At 68.0% G+C, this 19,098-nt stretch carries 16 protein-coding genes; 7 read left to right on the plus strand and 9 right to left on the minus strand.

The features are described 5' to 3' along the window. Positions 1–63 precede the first annotated feature (63 nt). Positions 64–855 (minus strand): TIGR03084 family metal-binding protein, encoded by a 792-nt coding sequence (locus tag BAY61_RS19635; protein WP_091808195.1) that lies wholly within the window; start codon positions 853–855, stop codon positions 64–66. Between the two features lie 143 nt (positions 856–998). Between BAY61_RS19635 and BAY61_RS19640 the strand changes: the two genes are divergently transcribed. Continuing rightward, positions 999–1,865 (plus strand): enoyl-CoA hydratase-related protein, encoded by an 867-nt coding sequence (locus BAY61_RS19640; RefSeq protein WP_091808193.1) that lies wholly within the window; start codon positions 999–1,001, stop codon positions 1,863–1,865. Continuing rightward, positions 1,862–2,506 carry an acetoacetate decarboxylase family protein gene (locus tag BAY61_RS19645; protein ID WP_091808192.1) on the plus strand — a complete coding sequence of 215 codons (645 nt, stop codon included), beginning with the start codon at positions 1,862–1,864 and terminating at the stop codon, positions 2,504–2,506. The genes BAY61_RS19640 and BAY61_RS19645 overlap by 4 nt, the downstream gene beginning before the upstream one ends. Here the strand turns inward: BAY61_RS19645 and BAY61_RS19650 are convergent. Beyond that, on the minus strand, positions 2,463–3,527 hold the full coding sequence (locus tag BAY61_RS19650) for an AraC family transcriptional regulator (protein WP_091808190.1): 1,065 nt from the start codon (positions 3,525–3,527) through the stop codon (positions 2,463–2,465). The two genes, BAY61_RS19645 and BAY61_RS19650, sit on opposite strands and share 44 nt — an antisense overlap. 73 nt (positions 3,528–3,600) lie before the next feature. On the opposite strand from BAY61_RS19650, the gene BAY61_RS19655 reads away from it, so the two are divergent. The 4 genes from BAY61_RS19655 (at position 3,601) to BAY61_RS19670 (ending at position 9,120) form a co-directional block, all read left to right on the plus strand. Further along, positions 3,601–5,088 (plus strand): flavin-containing monooxygenase, encoded by a 1,488-nt coding sequence (locus BAY61_RS19655; RefSeq protein ID WP_091808188.1) that lies wholly within the window; start codon positions 3,601–3,603, stop codon positions 5,086–5,088. An 87-nt stretch (positions 5,089–5,175) separates the two neighbouring features. Continuing rightward, the gene (locus BAY61_RS19660; RefSeq protein WP_091808512.1) at positions 5,176–6,642 is read left to right on the plus strand and encodes a cytochrome P450; all 1,467 of its coding nucleotides are present in this window, start codon (positions 5,176–5,178) and stop codon (positions 6,640–6,642) included. Between the two features lie 159 nt (positions 6,643–6,801). Next, positions 6,802–8,661, plus strand: coding sequence for a diguanylate cyclase domain-containing protein (locus BAY61_RS19665; protein ID WP_091808186.1), 1,860 nt, complete (start codon positions 6,802–6,804; stop codon positions 8,659–8,661). 9 nt (positions 8,662–8,670) lie between these two features. After that, positions 8,671–9,120, plus strand: a complete 450-nt coding sequence (locus BAY61_RS19670; protein ID WP_091808184.1) for a peroxiredoxin — start codon at positions 8,671–8,673, stop codon at positions 9,118–9,120. Between the two features lie 19 nt (positions 9,121–9,139). Here BAY61_RS19670 and BAY61_RS19675 read toward each other — a convergent pair whose 3' ends face one another. The 3 genes from BAY61_RS19675 to BAY61_RS19685 form a co-directional block, all read right to left on the minus strand. Continuing rightward, positions 9,140–10,330 (minus strand): LCP family protein, encoded by a 1,191-nt coding sequence (locus tag BAY61_RS19675; RefSeq protein ID WP_091808182.1) that lies wholly within the window; start codon positions 10,328–10,330, stop codon positions 9,140–9,142. A 126-nt stretch (positions 10,331–10,456) separates the two neighbouring features. Then, on the minus strand, positions 10,457–11,155 hold the full coding sequence (locus tag BAY61_RS19680) for an alpha/beta hydrolase (protein WP_091808510.1): 699 nt from the start codon (positions 11,153–11,155) through the stop codon (positions 10,457–10,459). A 112-nt stretch (positions 11,156–11,267) separates the two neighbouring features. After that, complete coding sequence (locus BAY61_RS19685; RefSeq protein WP_091808181.1) at positions 11,268–13,139, minus strand: ABC transporter ATP-binding protein; 1,872 nt, start codon at positions 13,137–13,139, stop codon at positions 11,268–11,270. A 180-nt stretch (positions 13,140–13,319) separates the two neighbouring features. On the opposite strand from BAY61_RS19685, the gene BAY61_RS19690 reads away from it, so the two are divergent. Continuing rightward, a complete protein-coding gene (locus BAY61_RS19690) occupies positions 13,320–14,639 on the plus strand; it encodes a glycosyltransferase 87 family protein (protein ID WP_091808179.1) in 1,320 nt (439 codons plus the stop codon). On the opposite strand, the gene BAY61_RS19695 is transcribed toward BAY61_RS19690, so the two are convergent. From BAY61_RS19695 to BAY61_RS19710, 4 genes are all read right to left on the minus strand, one after another. Further along, on the minus strand, positions 14,626–14,835 hold the full coding sequence (locus BAY61_RS19695; protein ID WP_005437638.1) for a helix-turn-helix domain-containing protein: 210 nt from the start codon (positions 14,833–14,835) through the stop codon (positions 14,626–14,628). The two genes, BAY61_RS19690 and BAY61_RS19695, sit on opposite strands and share 14 nt — an antisense overlap. A 191-nt stretch (positions 14,836–15,026) precedes the next feature. Next, entirely contained in the window at positions 15,027–16,655 is a 1,629-nt protein-coding gene (locus BAY61_RS19700; protein ID WP_091808177.1) for an ABC-F family ATP-binding cassette domain-containing protein, read from the minus strand. Positions 16,656–16,810: 155 nt separating this feature from the next. Beyond that, the gene (locus tag BAY61_RS19705; RefSeq protein WP_091808176.1) at positions 16,811–17,491 is read right to left on the minus strand and encodes an acVLRF1 family peptidyl-tRNA hydrolase; all 681 of its coding nucleotides are present in this window, start codon (positions 17,489–17,491) and stop codon (positions 16,811–16,813) included. Then, complete coding sequence (locus BAY61_RS19710) at positions 17,488–19,053, minus strand: deoxyguanosinetriphosphate triphosphohydrolase family protein (RefSeq protein WP_091808174.1); 1,566 nt, start codon at positions 19,051–19,053, stop codon at positions 17,488–17,490. The genes BAY61_RS19705 and BAY61_RS19710 overlap by 4 nt, the downstream gene beginning before the upstream one ends. Positions 19,054–19,098 lie beyond the last annotated feature (45 nt).

Raw genomic sequence — 19,098 nt, forward strand, 5'->3', positions numbered from 1 at the left:
CCGAGAAGCGGTCGCCGTAGAACCCCGACGCGTTGCCGATCCTGATCGGTGCCTCGCGGGCCGTCACGCGAACTGGCCCTCGCGCCTGCCCTGCCCTGGCTGGCCCGCGAACGCCTGCGCGATACGCAGCCATTCCCGCGCGTCGGCGCCTTCGGCTTCGACGTCGGTGTCGCCGGGATGCCTGCGCTGGGTGACGATGTGGCAGAAGCCGGTCGCGCTTCCGGTGACGCGTTGGGTCGCGTCGCCGGGGCCGAAGGTCCAGGTGTCGCCGTCGGGCGCGGTCAGCTCGACCCGGAACGGTTCGGCAGGCGGAGCCAGCGAGTGCAGCTGGAAGGCGAAGTCCCTTGTGCGCACGCCGAAGCGGGCGATGTGCCACAGCCGGGCGCTCTGGCGCCGGTCGAGGCCCAGCGCGTCGGCGATGTCCTGGCCGTGTGCCCAGGTTTCCATCATGCGGGCGGTTGCCATGGATGCCGGGCTCATGGCAGGGCCGTACCAGGGCAATTTCTCGCCGGCGGGGAACGCGGCCAGCGCCCCGCGCAGTTGGTCACGGCGTTCTCGCCACCTCGCCAGCAGTGCCCCCGGAGGGTCACCGGCGTGCTCAGCCGCTCCCTCGTCGACGTAGCGCTCACCCGCGAGCAGCGCACGTTTGAGTTCCTCACCGAATTCGCCGGGCGTGGTAGCCGAGATCAACGCCTTCTCGTCGGTCCAGGCGAGGTGGGCGATCTGGTGGGCGACGGTCCAGCCGTCAGCCGGGGTCGCGGTCGCCCATGCCGCGTCCGGCAGCCCGGCGACCATGGCGTCGACCTCCTGGCTTTCGGCGTCGAGATCGCCGAGGATCGCGTCGAGATCAGCCATGTCAGCACCTCCTTGAGCCTGTCGTCGCAGCCTGGCACCGGCCATCCGAAAAATCAAGCACGCCTGATTGTTTTTCCTGTTGTCCAGTTGTCAACAAGCTGGCGTGTCTTCTACCGTGTAGCGACCCCGGCAGGGAGGCCAGCATGGACAGCGCACACAGCACCGGTCCGACCGGCGACTACGCGGAGATCACCTACGCCGTCGCCGATCGCATCGCGACGATCACGCTCAACCGGCCGAAGGCCCGCAACGGCTACACGATCCGCATGGCCGACGAACTGGCCGCCGCCTTCGACCGCGCGGACGCCGACGACGACGTCAGGGTGGTCGTGCTCGCGGCGGAGGGAACCGACTTCTCCGTCGGCGCCGACCTTTCCGGCGGCGGGTTCGACTTCGACGCCGAAGCGGGCCCCGACCCGCACTGGCAGGAACCGGCCGGGCGGTGCTCACGACGCGTCTTCCTGATGAACAAGCCGGTGATCGCCGCGATTCAGGGCGCGTCCATCGGCGGAGGGCTCACCATCACACTGCCTGCCGACTACCGGCTCGCGGCGAGCAACGCGCGGTTCGGCTTCGTGTTCGTCCGCCGCGGGATCTACCCCGAAGGCGCTTCGGCGTGGTTCCTGCCCAAACTCGTCGGGCTGGGCAAGGCCATGGACTGGATGATCAGCGGACGAGTGTTCGGTGTGGACGAAGCACTCGCGGCGGGGCTCGTGCACAGCGTCCACGAGCCTGAGGAACTACTCGGCGCGGCCTACGAACTGGCGGCCGACCTGGCTTCCGGAACGGCGCCGGTGTCGGTCGCGGTCACCAGGCAGTTACTCTACCGGATGTCGAACCTCGATTCGCCCTTTCCCGTACACGAGGTGGATTCGCGGCTCATCGCCAGCATCGCGAAGAACCCTGACGCGGTCGAGGGCGTCCTGTCGTTCCTCCAGAAACGCCCACCACGGTTTCAGCTGCGCGCCAGTACCGACCAGCCCGATTTCCTCCCATGGAAGGAAACATGACCACGTCTCCCACCCCGGTTTACCCACCCTCGCCGTGGAACCTGCACGCGCAGGGCTATCTCTCGGCGTGGGCGCTGCCCTCCGGCGAGCTGCCCGAGCTGCCTGCCGGGATCACCGCACTGACCGTCAAGGGCACGGCCTTCGTGTTCACGGCCTGGATCGACTACCAGCCTCCCGGTCAGCTCGCCTATCACGAACTGCTCGCCGCCGTGGTCGTCCACAATCGACACAGCGGGCTGAGTGGCCGGCGGCCGACGGTGTCCATCACCGGCATCTGGGTGGACAGTGAGGTGTCGCTCGCCGGCGGCAGGCAGCTGTGGGCGATCCCCAAGGGACTTGCCTCGCTCGACTTCACGACCGGCGGGCACTTCACCGCGGTGGCGAGCACGGCGGAGGACTGGATCGCGACCGCGGCCTTCGCTCCCCGGCGAGGATTGCCGTTCGCGCCGCCGCACCGGTTCGCGATCGCCCAGGGCAGGAACGGACTTCCGCTCGTCACACCGGTCAGGTCGAGCGGGAAACCGGCACCCGCCTCTGCGAGCTGGCACATCAATCCCGCTGGCCCACTCGGCTTTCTTGCCGGCAGGAAACCGCTGTTCAGCGCGCACCTTCGCGACGTCGCGCTCCAGTTCGGCGACTGAACTCGCGTGGCGGGATCCCCTTCCAGCGGGTGAAGGCGTGGATGAAGGCCGCCGCCTCGCCGTAGCCGAGGCGGCGGGCGACCTGCTCGACGGAAAGCGCCTGCGCGGTCAGCAATTCCTCGGCCATGCTCTCGCGGACCTCGTCGAGCAGCGCCCGGAAGCTCGTCCCCTCCGCGGCGAGCCTGCGGCGCAGCGTGCGCCCCGTCATCGAGAGCCCCGCCGCGACGCTCTCCATGTCCCTGCTCAGTCCGCCCGCGCTCAGCAGCGCGTCCCGTACCTGGCCCGCGACTCCCCGGCGGCGACGGCGCGCGGCAACGAGCCGACGGCACTCGTCCTCGCACATCGCGGCGGTGTGCGCGTTCGCCTGCGGCATCGGCGTTTCCAGCAACCGCGAAGGGAAACTCACTCCCGTGAGCTCGGCGCCGAACTCGGGAACGGTACCGAGCACCTCGTGAAACGCGGTGGTGTCGGCGGGGCGCGGCAGCCGGACTCGCACTTCCCCGATGTGTTCCGGCAGGCCGATCTGTTCGCGCATCAGCGTGACGATCGCGGCGAGATCCCTTGCCAGCAGAAAATCTTTGACGTCGTAAGGGACTCCGGCATCGAGGCAGTCGAGGTGGACGGCCTCGCCGTCGGTACGCAGCTCGGGAACGCAGAACACATAGGTCAGCTCGATGTAGCGCAGCGCGAGCGCGATGGCCTCGCCGACCGTGCGACTACTGGTCACCGCGTAGCCCCAGATGCCGTAGGAAGTCGCGTGGTACAGCCTGCCCGCGGCGAGACCGAGCCGCGCGGGGTCTCCCCCACGGCGCAGAATGTTGCGGACGACGGCCAGCTCCTGGTGCGCTTCGACCTGTGCGGGAGCCTCTCCCGGCCGTGCCGGAGCAGCGATGACGTCCGCGCCGAGACCGGTCCCGTCCAGTACCGTCTCGGCCGGTATGCCGTGCCCCTCGGCGAACTCGACGAGCAGCGCGACACTCGTCGCCGCGCGAGGGAAGTCCCAGCCGGTCGTCGTCACCATGTGTCCGAAAGTATCAACTTGTTGTCCTCGCCGGTCCTGGAACGCGCGGTGGGCGAAGTCCTAGTCTTCCGGCATGAGCGCCACTCCACACCACTCCGCCGACGCCGTGATCGTCGGCGCGGGTTTCGGCGGCATCGCTGCGGCCATCGAGCTGAGCAGGTCGGGGTTCACCGACATCGTGATACTGGAACGCGCCTCGGACCTCGGCGGGGTGTGGCGCGAGAACACCTATCCCGGAGCTGGCTGCGATGTGCCTTCCCCGTTGTATTCGTTCTCGTTCGAACACAATCCGGCCTGGCCGCGCCGCTACGCATCCCAGCCCGACATCCACGCCTACCTGCGCCGCACCGCGCGCAAATACGGTGTGTTCGACCGGATCCGGTTCGGCACCGAAGTCACCAGCGCCGAATTCGACGGCTCCACCGCGACGTGGCTGATCCGCACGGCCACCGGCGACGGATTCACCGGGAGGGTGTTCGTCCCGGCCACCGGTCAGCTGTCACGACCTGCTTTCCCGGACATTCCGGGAATGGATACTTTTCGCGGCGACTCGTTTCACTCGGCGGAATGGCGGCACGATCTCGATCTGACCGGCGCCAGGATCGCGGTGATCGGTACCGGCGCGAGCGCCGTCCAGTTCGTGCCGCGAATCCAGCGGCAGGCCAAGACGCTCACCGTGTTCCAGCGGTCGGCGCCCTACCTGCTGCCCAAACGCGACCACGGCTACACCGCCTGGCACCACAGGGCACTCAGAGCCGTTCCGCTGGCACGGACTCTCGACCGGCTCGGGTTCTGGTTGTACGCGGAGTTCGCGCAGCAATGCCTTTCGAAATGGCAATTCCTGACGCCGCTTTTTCAGCGGCAGACGGAGAAGCACCTGCGCGAGGCCGTCGCCGACCCCGCGTTGCGTGACAAACTCACTCCGGACTACGCGCTCGGCTGCAAGCGGGTGCTGTTCAGCAACGACTACCTCCCCGCGATCGCGAAGTCCAATGTAGACCTGGTCACCGACGAGATCGTCGCGGTGACTGGCAACGGTGTCCGGGACGCGAACGGCCGGCACCACGAAGCCGACGTGATCATCTATGGCACCGGCTTCGCGGCGGGCGACCTGATGTCCCCCATCGACGTGCGCGGTCTCGACGGTCGTTCGCTCGCCGAGACCTGGCAGGAAGGCGCGCGAGCGCATCTTGGCATCACGGTCCCCGGTTTTCCCGGCATGTTCCTGATGTACGGGCCGAACACGAACCTCGGCGGCGGTTCCGTCATCTACATGCTGGAGAGCCAGGCGCGCTACGTGAGGGACGCGGTCCGGCTGCTGGCGGCACACCCCTCGCGGTACCTCGATGTCCGAGAGGACGCGGAGCAGCGCTGGGACGAGGAGATCCAGGGCAGACTCGAACGCTCGGTGTGGACGCGCTGCCGGAGCTGGTATCGCAATTCCTACGGCAGGGTCGTCGCCAACTGGCCCGGCCGCACCCACGAGTACCGGCGCCGCACGGCCTCGGTCGACCTCAGGCAGTTCCGCGTGGGGTCGGCGAGCGGGACCCCCTCGCGCTGACCTTCATCCGAATTCACTCTTGTCAGGCCGCCAATAACACGGGACCGTGGGGGGGAGCCGCGAGCAGTCCGCGAGGAGATGGTCGCCATGGTGACAGTCGTCGACAGGATGACGGGAACACTGCGCGAGAAACTGCCCCCGCTCACCGCCCTGCCACTGCCGGGCGCGGTGGACGAGCGCATACTCGCCCAGCGCTGGCCGGTACGCGAACTGGCGGCTCCCCCCGAGGGCAGCGGGCTGCAGCCGGTACTCGGCGACGCCGGACCGCCGCTCATCGGGCACACGCTCACGATGATGCGCTACGGCGCGGCCTACGGACTCCGCAGATACGAGCAGTACGGGCCGGTGTGGTGGTCGGGCGCGTTCGGAAGGCGGATCGTCACCGTCACCGGACCGGAGGCGACCCAGGCCGTACTTGTCAACAAGGACAAGGCGTTCTCGCAGGAGGGCTGGAAGTTCTTCATCGAGAAGTTCTTCAACCGAGGGCTCATGCTGCTGGACTTCGGCGAGCACCACACGCACCGGCGGATCATGCAGGAAGCGTTCACGAAGGACCGGCTCGCCGGCTACATCGCGCAGCAGGGGCCCGCGCTGCGCGACGGCATCGCGGCGTGGGAGCACCATCCGGGAAGACCCCGCCTGTACTGGCTGCTGAAGCAGCTCACCCTCGATGTCGCGACCAGGGTGTTCATGGGCATGCCGAGCGGACCGGACGCCCAGCGGATCAACAGGGCTTTCGTGGCGTGCGTGCGCGCGGCGACCGCGGTCGTGCGCTATCCCGTCCCAGGAGGACGCTGGCAGGCAGGCATCCAGGGCCGGGCGACCCTCGAACGGTATTTCGCACGGCACCTGCCCGCGAAGCGAGAAGGAGACGAGAGCGACCTGTTCTCGGCGCTGTGCCACGCGACGACCGAGGACGGCGAGCGCTTCACCGACGACGACGTGATCAACCACATGATCTTCCTGATGATGGCCGCGCACGACACGTCGACCATCACCAGCACCGCCGTCTGTTACTACCTCGCGAAACACCCGGAATGGCAGGAAAGGGCGCGCGCGGAATCGCTCGCGCTCGGCGAAGACCTCCCCGACATGGCGGCGCTCGGCACTCTGCACACGCTCGACCTGGTGATCAAGGAAGCACTGCGGCTCGTCCCTCCGGTACCCAGTTTCTCCCGCAAGGCCGTCGAGGACACCGAGATACTCGGGCACTACATCCCCGAGGGAACGCTGGTGGGCGTGACGCCGACCGGCAACCACTTCGACGAGCGGTACTGGACCGACCCGCACACCTTCGACCCCGGCCGCTTCTCCGAGGAGCGCAGGGAGGACAAGGGGCACCGCTACGCGTGGATACCGTTCGGCGGCGGAGCGCACAAATGCATCGGGCTGCACTTCGGCACCTACGAGGTGAAAGCTTTGCTGCACGAGATGTTGCGGCGCTACCGGTGGAGCGTTGCAGAGGACTACGAGGTCCGCTGGGACTACGTCTCGCTACCGGTGCCCGTTGACGGCCTTCCCATCCAACTCAAGGCACTTGATCACACAGCGTGACCTCGACTTGGAACAGAACCACTCGGACAGCCGGTAGACACTCGTAGCCCTGCGTGATGCTGTTGCAGGGCTCTGGCCATCTCGGGCCCGGCGCGGGCAGGTGGAGCCCCGCACGGGCAGCGGGCTGGCCTTCACCTGTTTTTGGCGGAGAGGTGCAGGGTGTCGGAACCTGGTGCCACACCAGGAATGGCCGCGATCGCAGGCCGATGGGCTGCCCAGCTCACCGGTGACAACGGCGTACCGGTTCCGGCCGCCGAACTGGAGCGGGCTTTGCTCGCGGTCGCCGAGGAAGCCCGCGCCGCCGCGGTGGCGGCCAAGGACGCGGCGGAACTGCGGCTGGCAACCCTCTATTCGGCGTCCCCCTTCGGGGTGGCCCTCGTCGACCAGGACGGCCGGGTGCTCGACGTCAATCCCGCGTTCACGAAACTGCTGGGGCACACGATCGACGACCTCGCCGGAACCGACATCGGCACGCTGGGGGCGACCCCGAAGGACACCACCGCACTGCACACCGGCTTCGCCGAACTGCGAGCGACCGGAACCACGAGGCAACGCGAACAACTCGACCTCGAACACGCCCTTGACGGTCCACTGAGGACATACGTGACGATCGCCGGTCTTCCCGGCAACAGCGGCGAGGCGCTGCACCCCATCCTCATCGTCGAGGACGTGAGCGAACTCAGCCTGCTCAGAGACGCACTGCGCAGGCAGAACGTGCAGGATCCGCTCACTGGCCTTCCCAACAAGAGCAGCTTCGTCAACAAACTCGAAACCAGCCTCGCCCAGCCGGACGACGACCAGATCGCGCTCGTCTACTTCGACGTCGACGGTTTCAAGGTCATCAACGACGGGCTCGGTCCCGGCGCGGGCGACCAGGTGCTGCGGCACGTCGCCGGAAGGCTGGCCGACGTGTTCGCCCCATCGGGCGCGTTCGTGGCGCGACTTTCCGGAGACGGGTTCGCGGTGCTGATGCGCGGCGACCTCACCAGCGCGGACGTGGTCGACCTCGTCGAGGAGACCATGACCGAACTGGCCGAGCCCTGCTACGTCGACGGCAAGGGCATCGGCGTGAGTGTCAGCGTCGGCATCGTCGTCCAGGCGGCCAACGGCGGTACGACCCAGGAAGACCTGCACAGGGCCGCGGAGATCACGCTGCACCGCGCCAAGGAAAGCGGGCGCGCGCAGTGGATGCTGTTCGAAGCGGGCCTCGACACTCGCGACCGCCGTCGTTACGGCATCGGCGCCGTGATCGGGGGCGCGCTGGAGAACGGCGAGTTCGAACTGGAGTACCAGCCGACGGTCAAACTCGACGGCAGCAACGAGATCGCCGTCGTCAACGCCGGTCTGCGGTGGAACCATCCCGAGCACGGCATGCTGAGCGGCGAGGAATTCTATCCGCTCGCCGACACCACCGGTATGACGCTCGGACTCGGCCGCTGGCTGCTCACCAAGGCGATGTCGGACGCCGCCAGGTGGCAGGCCGAGTTCCCCTCGGCACCCGACCTGTGCGTGCGGCTGCCGACGCGGCTCGCGATCGACCCCAATCTGGTCGGCATCGTCAGGGACGAACTGAAACGCACCGGGCTGCCCCCGAAGAAGCTGCGCATCTGCACCGACAGCGCCGCACTCGTCGACCCTCGTGGCGAAGTACTGGAAACCATCACGGTGCTCGCCGAACTCGACGTGAAGATCGCGCTGGCCGTGGCAGGCGGAGCCGACCTCGAACTCGTCAACACCCACAAGTTGCCGGTCGGGTTCGTCATCCTCTCCGGCCCGCACGTCGAAGCGCTCGCCGGTGAGGGCGAGCAGGCCGAAGGTGCCCGCAAGCATCTCGGCGCGTTACTGGAGCGGGCAGGCGAACTGGGTATCACCAGGATCGGCGCCGAGGGCGTGCTCACCGCCGAACACGCCGACCGGCTGCGGGAACTGGGCATCGTCGCGGGAAGGGGCGATCTGTTCGGGAACGCGGCGGGCGGCTCCGGGATCACGGAGCTCATCCGCTCTTCACGCGCGACGTAGGATCGCCACATGAAGCAGGGAGAACTCGCGCCGGACTTCACGTTGCCCGACGAGCGGGGCAACGACCGGTCGCTGTCGGAATTTCTGGAGAAGGGCCCGGTCGTGCTGTTCTTCTACCCGGCGGCCATGACGGCCGGGTGCACGGCGGAAAGCTGCCAGTTCCGCGATCTCGCCTCGGAGTTCACGGCGGCGGGCGCGCAGCGGATCGGCATCAGCCCCGACCCCGTCGACAAGCAGCGCCAGTTCTCCGACAAACACGACTTCGACTTCCCGCTGCTGTCGGATCCCGACGGGGCCGTCGCCTCCGGCTTCGACGTGCGCCGCAAGTTCGGCCCGATGCTGACCCGGCGGCACACGTTCGTCATCGACACCGACCGCACGGTGCTCGCGGTGATCAAGAGCGAACTGCGGATGAGCGTGCACGCCGACAAGGCGCTGGAGGTGTTGCGCGCCAGGTGATGACGCGCGACACCGGTGCTCAGTTGTAGATGACGCTGTCGGGGACCGGAGTGTCGTTGCGGAGCGCTTCGAAGAGCTGTTCGGCCTTGGCCTCGTCCCACTGCTCCGCCGAACCCGAGGTGACCGGAACCGTCGTGGTCACCACGCCACCATCGGAGATACCGCGCATGGCCCACGCGAAAGCCACCAAATTGTGCAGGTGGTCGCCCTCGTCCATGGTGAGCGCGTCGGGAGCGGCCGAAAGCAGCGGAAACAGGTCGAACGGGTTGAGCAACGTCGATGGGCTCGACATCTGGCTCACCATGGCGCCGATGAACATGCGCTGATTGGCGACCCGGTCGAGGTCGGAACGCGGGGTGGCCGAGCTGTACCGCATCCTGACGAAGCCGAGCGCCTGCGCGCCGTCCAGTTTCTGCTTGCCCGCGGGGATGACGATGTTCGTCATCGGGTCGCTCATCTCCTCGGGGATGTCCATTTCCACCCCGCCCATGGCGTCGACCATGCTCGCGAACCCGCCGAACCCGATCTCGGCGTAGTGATCGATCCGCAGGCCGGTGTTCTGCTCGATCGTCTGTGCGAGCAGCGGCGCGCCGCCGAAGGAGAACGCGGCGTTGATCTTGTTGGTGCCATAGCCGGGAATCTCGACTTGCAGGTCACGCGGCAAGCTCACGAGCGTCGGCTTGGTGTCGTTGTCGGGCAGGTGCGCGACCATGATCGTGTCCGTGCGCTTACCGCCCGTGTCGCCGGTGGCCAGCGTCGCCTGTTGCTCGGCGTCGAGCCCTTCCCGCGAGTCGGAGCCGACGATCAGCCAGTTGGTGCCCGCCGCGGCGGCAGGCCTGCCCTCGTAGTCGTGCAGGGCGTCGATCCGGTTGATCGAGAATTCGAGGTAGAGCCACACGATCGCGATCGCGAGCACGAACACCAGCAGCAAGGCCATCGCGACCTTACCGAACGACCAGCGCCGCCGCTTGCGCGGGCGCTCGGGTGGCATCCCGTCGCCGTGCCCAGGGGGCTGCTGGGGAGGTGGCCGGTCGAACGCCGGAGCCACCCTCGTCGGCTGGTGTTGCTGCCTCGGTGGCCGCTGTCGTGCCTGGTCGCTGCCGGGGATCGGCAGCATCTGCGCGCCCTGATGCCGTCTCGGACCGCGTGGCGGGCGTCCGCGCCCTGGCGGAGGCGGCTGCTCGCCTCCGTAATACCCGCCGTACGTCATCGCTTGTCTCCCCGCACTGGTCGGCCCGAGCACTGTGCGGCCCCTACTAAACCGCACGCTCCACAGGGAAAGACGCACGGTCCCCTGAATGGGTTGTGCCCGGCGGTGACCGGACGATCGGGACGCCTACAGCGGGAGCCGGAACCGCGCCGGTGCCGCGCTCTCCCATGCGGCGTCGAGTACCTGACCTGAATCGGGAAGTCCCAGGGTACGCAGCACGAACGTGACCACGAGCCGGTTCCACAGCGACGGCCTTCGCAGCATCGCGTGCCCCTCGGCGGCCACCTCGAACCTGGCGAGGCGGGCCGCCTTGGGATCGGCCTCCTCCGCGTAGCGAAGCGATTCAACGGGGCTGGTGACGCGATCGTGAGTACCGTGCGCGATCAGCACCGCACGCCCGGCGACCGGCTCGACCGGTTCTCCTTGAGGCGTCCACGGCGCGAGCGCGCACGCGCCGACGACGGCGGGGTCGTCGGCGGCCCGCAAGGCGACCCTGCCGCCGAGGGAGTGGCCGACGAGGACGACGGGAACGCCGGGCCGCTCCGCCCTGATCCGGTCGAGCGCCCAGCGCGCGTCGGCGAGCGGGTCCATGGCGGGTTCGTTCCAGCCGCGGACCCGGTTGCGCAGCAGCCGCACGTCGAGTCCGTGCCACGCGCCGGACCGGGACAGCGCGATCGCGAACGGCAGCATCCGCAGGTAGGCCAGCCGCCACGGCCGCACGGCCGCCGAGGAGAACTCGGATCCCCCGTGCAGGACGAGTGCCACACCGCCCACCGGACCGCGTGCGCGGCCGACCACGCTCAGCTCCGGCTGTCGCTCCTCCACCCGGTACCTCACTCCCTGTTCACCACGCGGCACCACCGGCGGTCGCGCCCTTCCGCACCCGCGATCCTGCCTTGCCGCGCCCCGCCGCCGTCGCCCACCTCACCTTCGATGGTCAGGCCGCCGGCTGCTCCTCCGCCGCGCTGAACTGGGTGCGGTAGAGCTCCGCGTAGCGCCCTTCGGCGGCGAGCAGCGCCTCGTGCGATCCGCGCTCGACGACCCGGCCCTCCTCGATGACCAGAATCTGGTCGGCCGCGCGGATCGTGGACAAGCGGTGGGCGATGACCAGCGCGGTGCGGCCCCGCAGCGCGCTGGTGAGTGCTTCGCCGACCGCGGCCTCCGACTCGGAATCCAGGTGAGCGGTCGCCTCGTCGAGCACGACGACTCTCGGCTGGGCGAGCAGCAACCTCGCGATCGTCAGCCGCTGGCGCTCTCCACCTGACAGCCGGTAACCGCGTTCGCCGACGACGGTGTCGAGACCGTCCCGCAGTGACCGTACGAGCGGGGCGAGCCTGGCCCGCTCAAGCGCTTCCCAGATCTCGTCGTCGCTCACCTCGGGGCGCGCGTAGGCGAGGTTGTTCCTGACGGTGTCGTGGAAAAGGTGCCCGTCCTGCGTGACGACCCCGACGGTGGCCCTCAGGTCGTCGAACCCGAGATCCCGAACGTCCACACCGGACAGCCGGACCGCGCCGGAGTCCACGTCGTAGAGGCGGGGCAACAGGGAGGCGATGGTCGACTTGCCAGCGCCCGACGAACCGACGAGGGCGACCATCTCACCGGGTCGGGCCGAGAAGCTGACCCCGCGCAGCACCTCCTCACCACCCCGGTTGTCCAGAGTGGACACTTCCTCCAGCGAGGCGAGGGAGAACTTCTCCGCGGCCGGGTAGCCGAACCTGACGTCGTCGAACTCGACGGAAACCCCACCCGGGGGCACCGGCCGGTGATCGGGCTTCTCCTTGATCATGGGATCGAGGTCGAGCACTTCGAATACCCGCTCGAACGACACGAGCGCCGTCATCACGTCGACCCGCACGTTGGCCAGCGCCGTGAGCGGCGTGTAGAGCCTCGTCAGCAGCAGCGCGAGTGCCACGACGGTGCCGGGAGCGAGGTCACCACGCAGCGCCAGCCATCCGCCGAGGCCGTAGACGAGCGCCTGCGCCAGCGCGGAGACCAGCGTCAGGCTGGTCATGAACCAGCGCGTGAGCATGGCCGTGCGGACTCCGATGTCGCGGACTCTGCCCGCTCTCGACTCGAATTCCCCCGCTTCCGCCTTGGGCCTGCCGAACAACTTGACCAGCGTCGCGCCAGGCGCGGAGAACCGCTCCGTCATCTGGGTCGTCATCGAGGCGTTCAGCTCGGCCGACTCGCGTTGCAGGTCGGCCATGCGCCTTCCCAGCCTGCGCGCCGGCAGCACGAACACCGGAAGCAACACCAGCGCCAGCAGCGTGACCTGCCAGGAGAGGGTGATCATGACGACGAGCGAAAGCGCGAGCTGGATGACGTTGGTGACCAGTCCCGACAGCGTCGCCGTGAAGGTGCGCTGCGCGCCGATCACGTCGTTGTTGAGCCTGCTGACGAGCGCGCCGGTTCTGGTGCGCGTGAAGAACGCGACGGGCATGCGCTGCACGTGCTCGAAGACGGCGCTGCGCAGGTCGAAGATCAGCCCTTCCCCGATGCGCGCCGATTGCCAGCGTTCGGCCAGACCGAACCCCGCGTCCGCGATGGCCAGTCCGGCGATCACCAGCGCGAGCAACACCACGGTGCCCGCCGCGCCGCCACTGACGATGACGTCGACGACTCGCCCCGCGAGCAGCGGCGTCGTGACGGCGAGCACCGCGGAGACGACCGTCAGCGCGAGGAAAATGCCGAGGCCGCGCCAATGTGGCCGCGCGAACCGCGCGACCCTGCGCACGGTGCCCCTGCGGAGTCCTTTCGGGACATCACCTGCCCGCATCGCGCTACTCATCAGTGACCAGGTGTTGTCCATTCCGCCTGCCACCCGCCCTTCCCCAGAATCTCGACCAGCTGGCCGATAGTTAGACCTATATATAGGTTTTAAGTGGATATGTCCTGGACAACACCATGTTCTACGCAATACTTCCCGAATGCGCCAGAAAGTTTTGCCCGCTACCAGCCACCCGGCGAACACTCGGTAGCCTTGCCGGTCATGGGGAGCAGGCTGGTTCCGGAGTGGCTCCGGGTGAGCTGGACCGAACGGCCGCTGCGGCTGGACATCGTCTTCTACCTCGTCTGCGCCGGTTACGCGCTCGCCCTCGCGATGACGGACAAACACTACGGATTCCGCGTCTGGGCGAATTTCGCCGTCGCCGGCTACGGACTCGCGCTCGCGTGGAGTTGCTGGCTCCTGCTCACCCCACGGCTGCGCCCCGGCTGGTGGCGCTCCCGCTGGGTGGGCGTCGCGCTGGTCGCGCTGGTCGCGATGCTCGTGCCGCTGGTGACCCTGCTGGTGCGCAGGCTGACCGGCGTCGACTGGCTGGACACCCCATGGTCATGGGCCGCCCAGCCGGAAGTGTGGGTCATCGAGCAGTCGGCGACGCTGCTGCTGGACACCGGCACGCCCTACGTCGACATCACCACTCTCGGCAGACCGCCGGTGGTCAACGACTACACGCCCTACGGGCCGGTCATGGCGCTGTTCGGCCTGCCCCGCGCCCTGTTCGGGGGCACGGCGGCAGGCGACGTGCTCACCGACGCGCGCATCTACTTCGCCCTCACCGCCATCGCCTGCTTCTGGGCGAGTCTGCGCCTGCTCGGCAAGCCCTCGGTGCCGGTGAGGGCCGCGCAGCTGGTCGTCGTTTTCCCCCTCACCGCGTTGACGTTCGCGACGGCTGGGCCGGACCTCGCGATCGTGGGCCTGCTCGTGCTGGCGTGCGCGCTGGCCGCGACGGGAAAACCCGGCTGGGCCGCGACCGTACTGGCGCTCGTGACCAGCGCGAAGCTGATCGTGCTTCCCGCCGTGATCGTGCTCGCGGTTCTCGTGGTGGTCACGGCTGGACGAAAGGCGCTTGCCCGGTTCGGGCTGATTTTCGTCGCCGTGTGCCTGGTGACCAATCTGCCGGTCTTCTTCGTCAATCCCGGTGCGTTCGTCGAACACGTCATCCGGTTCCCCGCCGGTATCGGCGCGGTCACCTCGCCCGCGGCCAGTCCGCTGCCCGGCCATCTCATCGCCTCGGCGGGGCCCATCGGGAAAGCAGTGGCGTTCGTACTACTCGGTGCCGCCGCGATCGCGATACTGGCATGGCTGATAAAGCGTCCACCCCACTCCGGCGCGGACGCATTGTTGCGCATCGCGGTGGGACTCGGCGCCTTCACACTGCTGACGCCCGCAACGCGATTCGGCTATCTGGTGTACCCGGTGGTCCTTCTGGGCGCGATGCTCTGCTTTCCTCGCCAGGCCGCGGCTCCCCCCGTCGCCGCGGAACCCGGTTCCGGCACCGCGAGAGGTACCAGCCTTACTTCTTCTTGACTCGGGTTGCCCCGCCCCTGCCCCGAAGCTGCACACCGGACTCGGACAGCACCCGGTGCACGAAGCCGTAGGAACGGCCGGTCGACTCCGCGAGCGCGCGAATGCTCGCCCCCTTCTCGTATTTCTTCTTCAGGTCTGCGGCCAGCTTGTCGCGCGTGTTTCCGGTGATGCGCGCACCCTTCTTCAGGTCTGCCACGTCAATCAACCTTCCGCCCGTATGGTGTTTCGGGCCACATTCGACCCCTGCCGCCGCAATGATCGAACACTGAGCCGCAGAATGCCAGACGACGAGCCAAAAACCTACCGAAACCGCGACGTTTTTGGGCCGATTCAGTGTTTGCGAAACGTCAACTAACGGCCTGGTGCACCATTTGGCACGACGTCAACTCAGGCAAGCTGCACGAGTTCCAGATATTCGGCCGACCAGTGGTCCTCCGTGCCGTCCGGCAGCAAGATCACCCGCTCGGGTTCGAGAGCTTCCACCGCACCAGGGTCGTGCGTGACAAGGACAACCGCTCCGGTGAAGCTGCGCAACGCGTCGAGCACCTGCGCACGGCTCGCCGGGTCGAGGTTGTTGGTCGGTTCGTCCAGCAACAACACGTTTGCCGCACTCGACACGAGTCCGGCGAGCGCGAGCCGGGTCTTCTCTCCACCCGAAAGGGTGCCAGCCGGCTGGTCCAACTGCTCGCCGGTAAACAGAAACGACCCGAGCAGGTTGCGCAGTTCCTGCGCACCGGTGTCGGGGGCCAAATGGCGAATGTTCTCCCACACCGACCTGTCGTGGTCGAGTGTCTCGTGTTCCTGCGCGTAGTAACCGATCCGGAGACCGTGACCCGGCACCACATCACCGGTATCGGCGGTTTCCATCCCACCGAGCAAGCGCAGCAGCGTGGTTTTACCCGCACCGTTGAGCCCAAGTACGACCACCTTGGAACCGCGGTCGATCGCGAGATCGACGCCGGTGAAGATTTCCAGTGAACCGTAGGACTTCGAAAGCCCCTCCGCCGTGAGCGGAGTACGCCCGCACGGGGCAGGTGAGGGAAACTTGATGCGCGCGACCTTGTCCTCCTGACGCACGTCGTCGAGGTCGGCCAGCATCTGCTCCGCCCTGCGCGCCATGTTCTTCGCCGCGACGGCCTTTGTCGCCTTCGCACCGAGTTTCGCGGCCTGCTGTTGTAGCGCGGACGCCTTCTTCTCCGCGTTGGCCCTTTCGCGCCGCCGCCGCTTCTCGTCCGTCGCGCGAGCGTCGAGATAGCGCTGCCAGGTCATGTTGTAGTTGTCCAACTCGGCGCGGGTCGCGTCCAGGAACCACACCTTGTTGACGACCTCGGCGAGCAGTTCGACGTCGTGGCTGATCACCACGAGCCCGCCGTCGTGTGCCTTCAGGAAACCGCGAAGCCAGTTGATGGAGTCGGCGTCGAGGTGGTTGGTCGGCTCGTCGAGCAGCAGGATGGTGCTGGATTTCCCGCCGGCACCGGCTTCCGAGGCCGCGAAGAGAATCCTCGCCAGTTCGACCCTGCGGCGCTGGCCTCCCGACAACGTTCCCAGCGTCTGGCTGAGAATGCGTTCCTCAAGGCCCAGATTGGCGCAGATCCGCGCGGCCTCGCTTTCGGCGGCATAACCCCCGAGCGCGGCGAAACGCTCCTCAAGGCGCCCGTAGCGGCGCACGGCCTTGTCCCTGTCCCCGTCGTCGACGAGTTCCGACATCGCCGTCTGCGCCTTCTCCATGTCGCGCACGAGCGTGTCGAGACCACGGGCGGAAAGGACCCTGTCCTTCGCGGAGACCGAAAGATCACCCTCACGGGGATCCTGCGGTAGATACCCGATCTCGCCGCCGTGCCCGACATCGCCCGAATACGGTTCTCCCTCACCGGCGAGCACCTTGAGCGTCGTGGTCTTGCCCGCGCCGTTGCGGCCGACGAGGCCGATCCGATCGCCAGGCTGAATACGCAGGGTGGTGTCGGAAAGCAGCACGCGCGAACCAGCGCGTAGTTCGAGGCCATTGGCCGTGATCACAGAAAACTCCGTGGCGTAGAAGCGGAACCGGACAGCGTGACGTTCCCGCGTGTGCCGGAAGAGGGACACGCGGCAGGGCTGCTACTCCAAGCGGACGACCACGATCACCAGTGTACGGGTTGGCCGCCACCGGTTTTTCCCGCCGGTGACCGGGCTCACCGCGACGCTTCACCCCTCCGGACGACGATCTCGACGGAGAGCGCCCGCACGGCCGCCTCGTCGAGCACGGCCCTTCTCGGCTCGGCGACATCGAGCACCCTCGGCTCCGCCATGGCGAAGAGCGGCGCGAGGCGCGGTTCGGCGCGCAGTTCGTCGATGGCTCTGCGGTCCCCACCGAGCACCACACCGTCCAATTCGGACAAACGGGAACCGAGAACATCGGCCGCGTCCTCCGCTGCCGCGCGCAACGCCTGTCTGGCCTGGCCCTGCCTTCGCCGCGCGAATCGCTGCTGTGACCAGCCACCGGCCGCGTTGCGCCCGTGTACGTGATGGCGATCGGTGCGCGAGAGCACGATCCTGCCCCTCTCGGCGATTCCGACACTGTGCCCGCCGAGCCGGACAAGCAGAATGCCCACCTTTCTCGGCTTGCGCACGTGTTCGACCAGTGGCCCGATGGCAAGGTCCTCGAATTCGCCGAGCCCGGCCAGCGGCGGGAACGGGACCCTCACCGTTGCCGTCGTCCCATTACCACCGGTGACCACGATGTCATCGACGGTGAGCCTTGTGGCGGTCACGCCGTCGTTGCGGTCGGCGAAACGGGCGAACCAGCCCTCGACGCGGTCCGGTTCCACCTCGACGACGATGCCGCCGCCTTCGGCCTCCCTGCGGCGGGTCACAGGACGAACGACTCCGACCACGGCTGGCCGGTGCGCCCGGATATCGCGTCGAGCATGCCCGAGGCCTGCCGGTCGCTCAGCGACGCGACGAAGTCGATCACGGCCCTTCCCCTCGCGAGCCCGCGCACGGCGTCCCGGCCGGTCACCGGTTCGCCGGTGGCACCGACCAGCAGTTCAGGAGCGTTGTTCGCGACGGCTGCGTACTGCGCCCTGGACAACTCGACCAGGTCGTGCAGCCGCCTCGGCAGCCGCTCCGCCTCGTCCCTGTCACCAAGCCAGGCGTCGAGCGCGTCGACGAGCGAGGTCAGCAGGCTCGCCTGGCCGCGCTGATGCAGCGCCAGATCGGGCCGCTGGAGCACGAACCTGCGGTGCACGAACTTGAGTACCTGCACCTCGTGCCACTGCGCCGTGCGCAGCGTGACGTGCCCTGTCCTCGGCGAGGGAGTCGCGTTGAGCACGACGCCGTCGACGAGACGGGCCGTCCAGCGCGCCGAGAACGCCGCCATCGCCTGCTCCGCCTCGATGGAACCGTCGAAGGGAATCGCGAGCAGCCCCTCGACCAGTTCGGTCCTGACCTGCGCCACCGCGGCCGAGAACGCGTCGTCGGAAGCCACCCAAGAATCCTTGGCGTGCGTGCGCCTCCGCAGCGATTCCAGTGAGCGGCCGGGATTGCGGTGCTCATCCCTGAGCTCGTCGAGGGGCAGTTCACCGAAGGCGGAAGCCCCGCTGAGCCACTGTCCGAGTTCGGTCGCCACGGCGGCGTGCTGGAGCACACCGATGCGGTGAAAATCCTGCAAGTCATGGATCGCGTAGGCGATGTCGTCGGCGAGGTCCATGACGGAGGCTTCGACGGTCTGTTGCCACCATTCGATCCGGTCGGCGAACGGCTCCCTCGCCTGCCGGAAGTCGTCGAGTTCGGTCGAGTAGGCCGAGAACTTCGCGGATCCGGTGCCTGGTCCGTCCTCCGGTTCGGCCGCTCCCCTCGGCGGAACCGGCAGGTTCACCGGATGCGGGTCGGGAAAGTGCAGTCGCGCCCACGGGTACTTGAGCAGCGCCGCCCTCACCGCGGCGGTGAGGTTGAGCCCGTACGGCGTGGGACCGCCCGTCTCGGTCATGGTGACGATCCGGAACGTCTGCGCGTTGCCTTCGAATCCGTCGGCGAGCCCGTAGCGGTGCCGCGCGATCCGGTCGAGCACCTGTTCGCCGAGATGACCGAACGGAGGGTGGCCGAGGTCGTGCCCCAACGCCGCGGCCTCGGCGACATCCGGATCGCAGCCACCGAGTTTCGCCGCCATCTCACCGGATTCGGCCGAGCCCGCGACGCGTTCCGCGATGGCTCTGGCGACCTGGGCAACCTTGAGGCTGTGCGTCAGCCGGTTGTGCAGGACCGCGGAACCGCCCGCGCTCACGACCTGGGTGACGCCGCCGAGCCTCGCGAAGAAGGGGGAAGCCTCGATCCGGTCGCGATCGATCCGGAACGGAGCCGTTGCCAGTGCGGCGAACCCGCCGTTCTCCGCGGTCTCGTCCCTGCGCCGTTCGCGTGGATCTTGTCCCATGCGCATCACCGTACGGGAGTGCGCGACGCCTTCACAGTCACCGGGGACGAA

The organism is Prauserella marina, assembly GCF_002240355.1.
In the GTDB taxonomy this organism is placed as follows: Bacteria; Actinomycetota; Actinomycetes; order Mycobacteriales; family Pseudonocardiaceae; genus Prauserella_A; species Prauserella_A marina.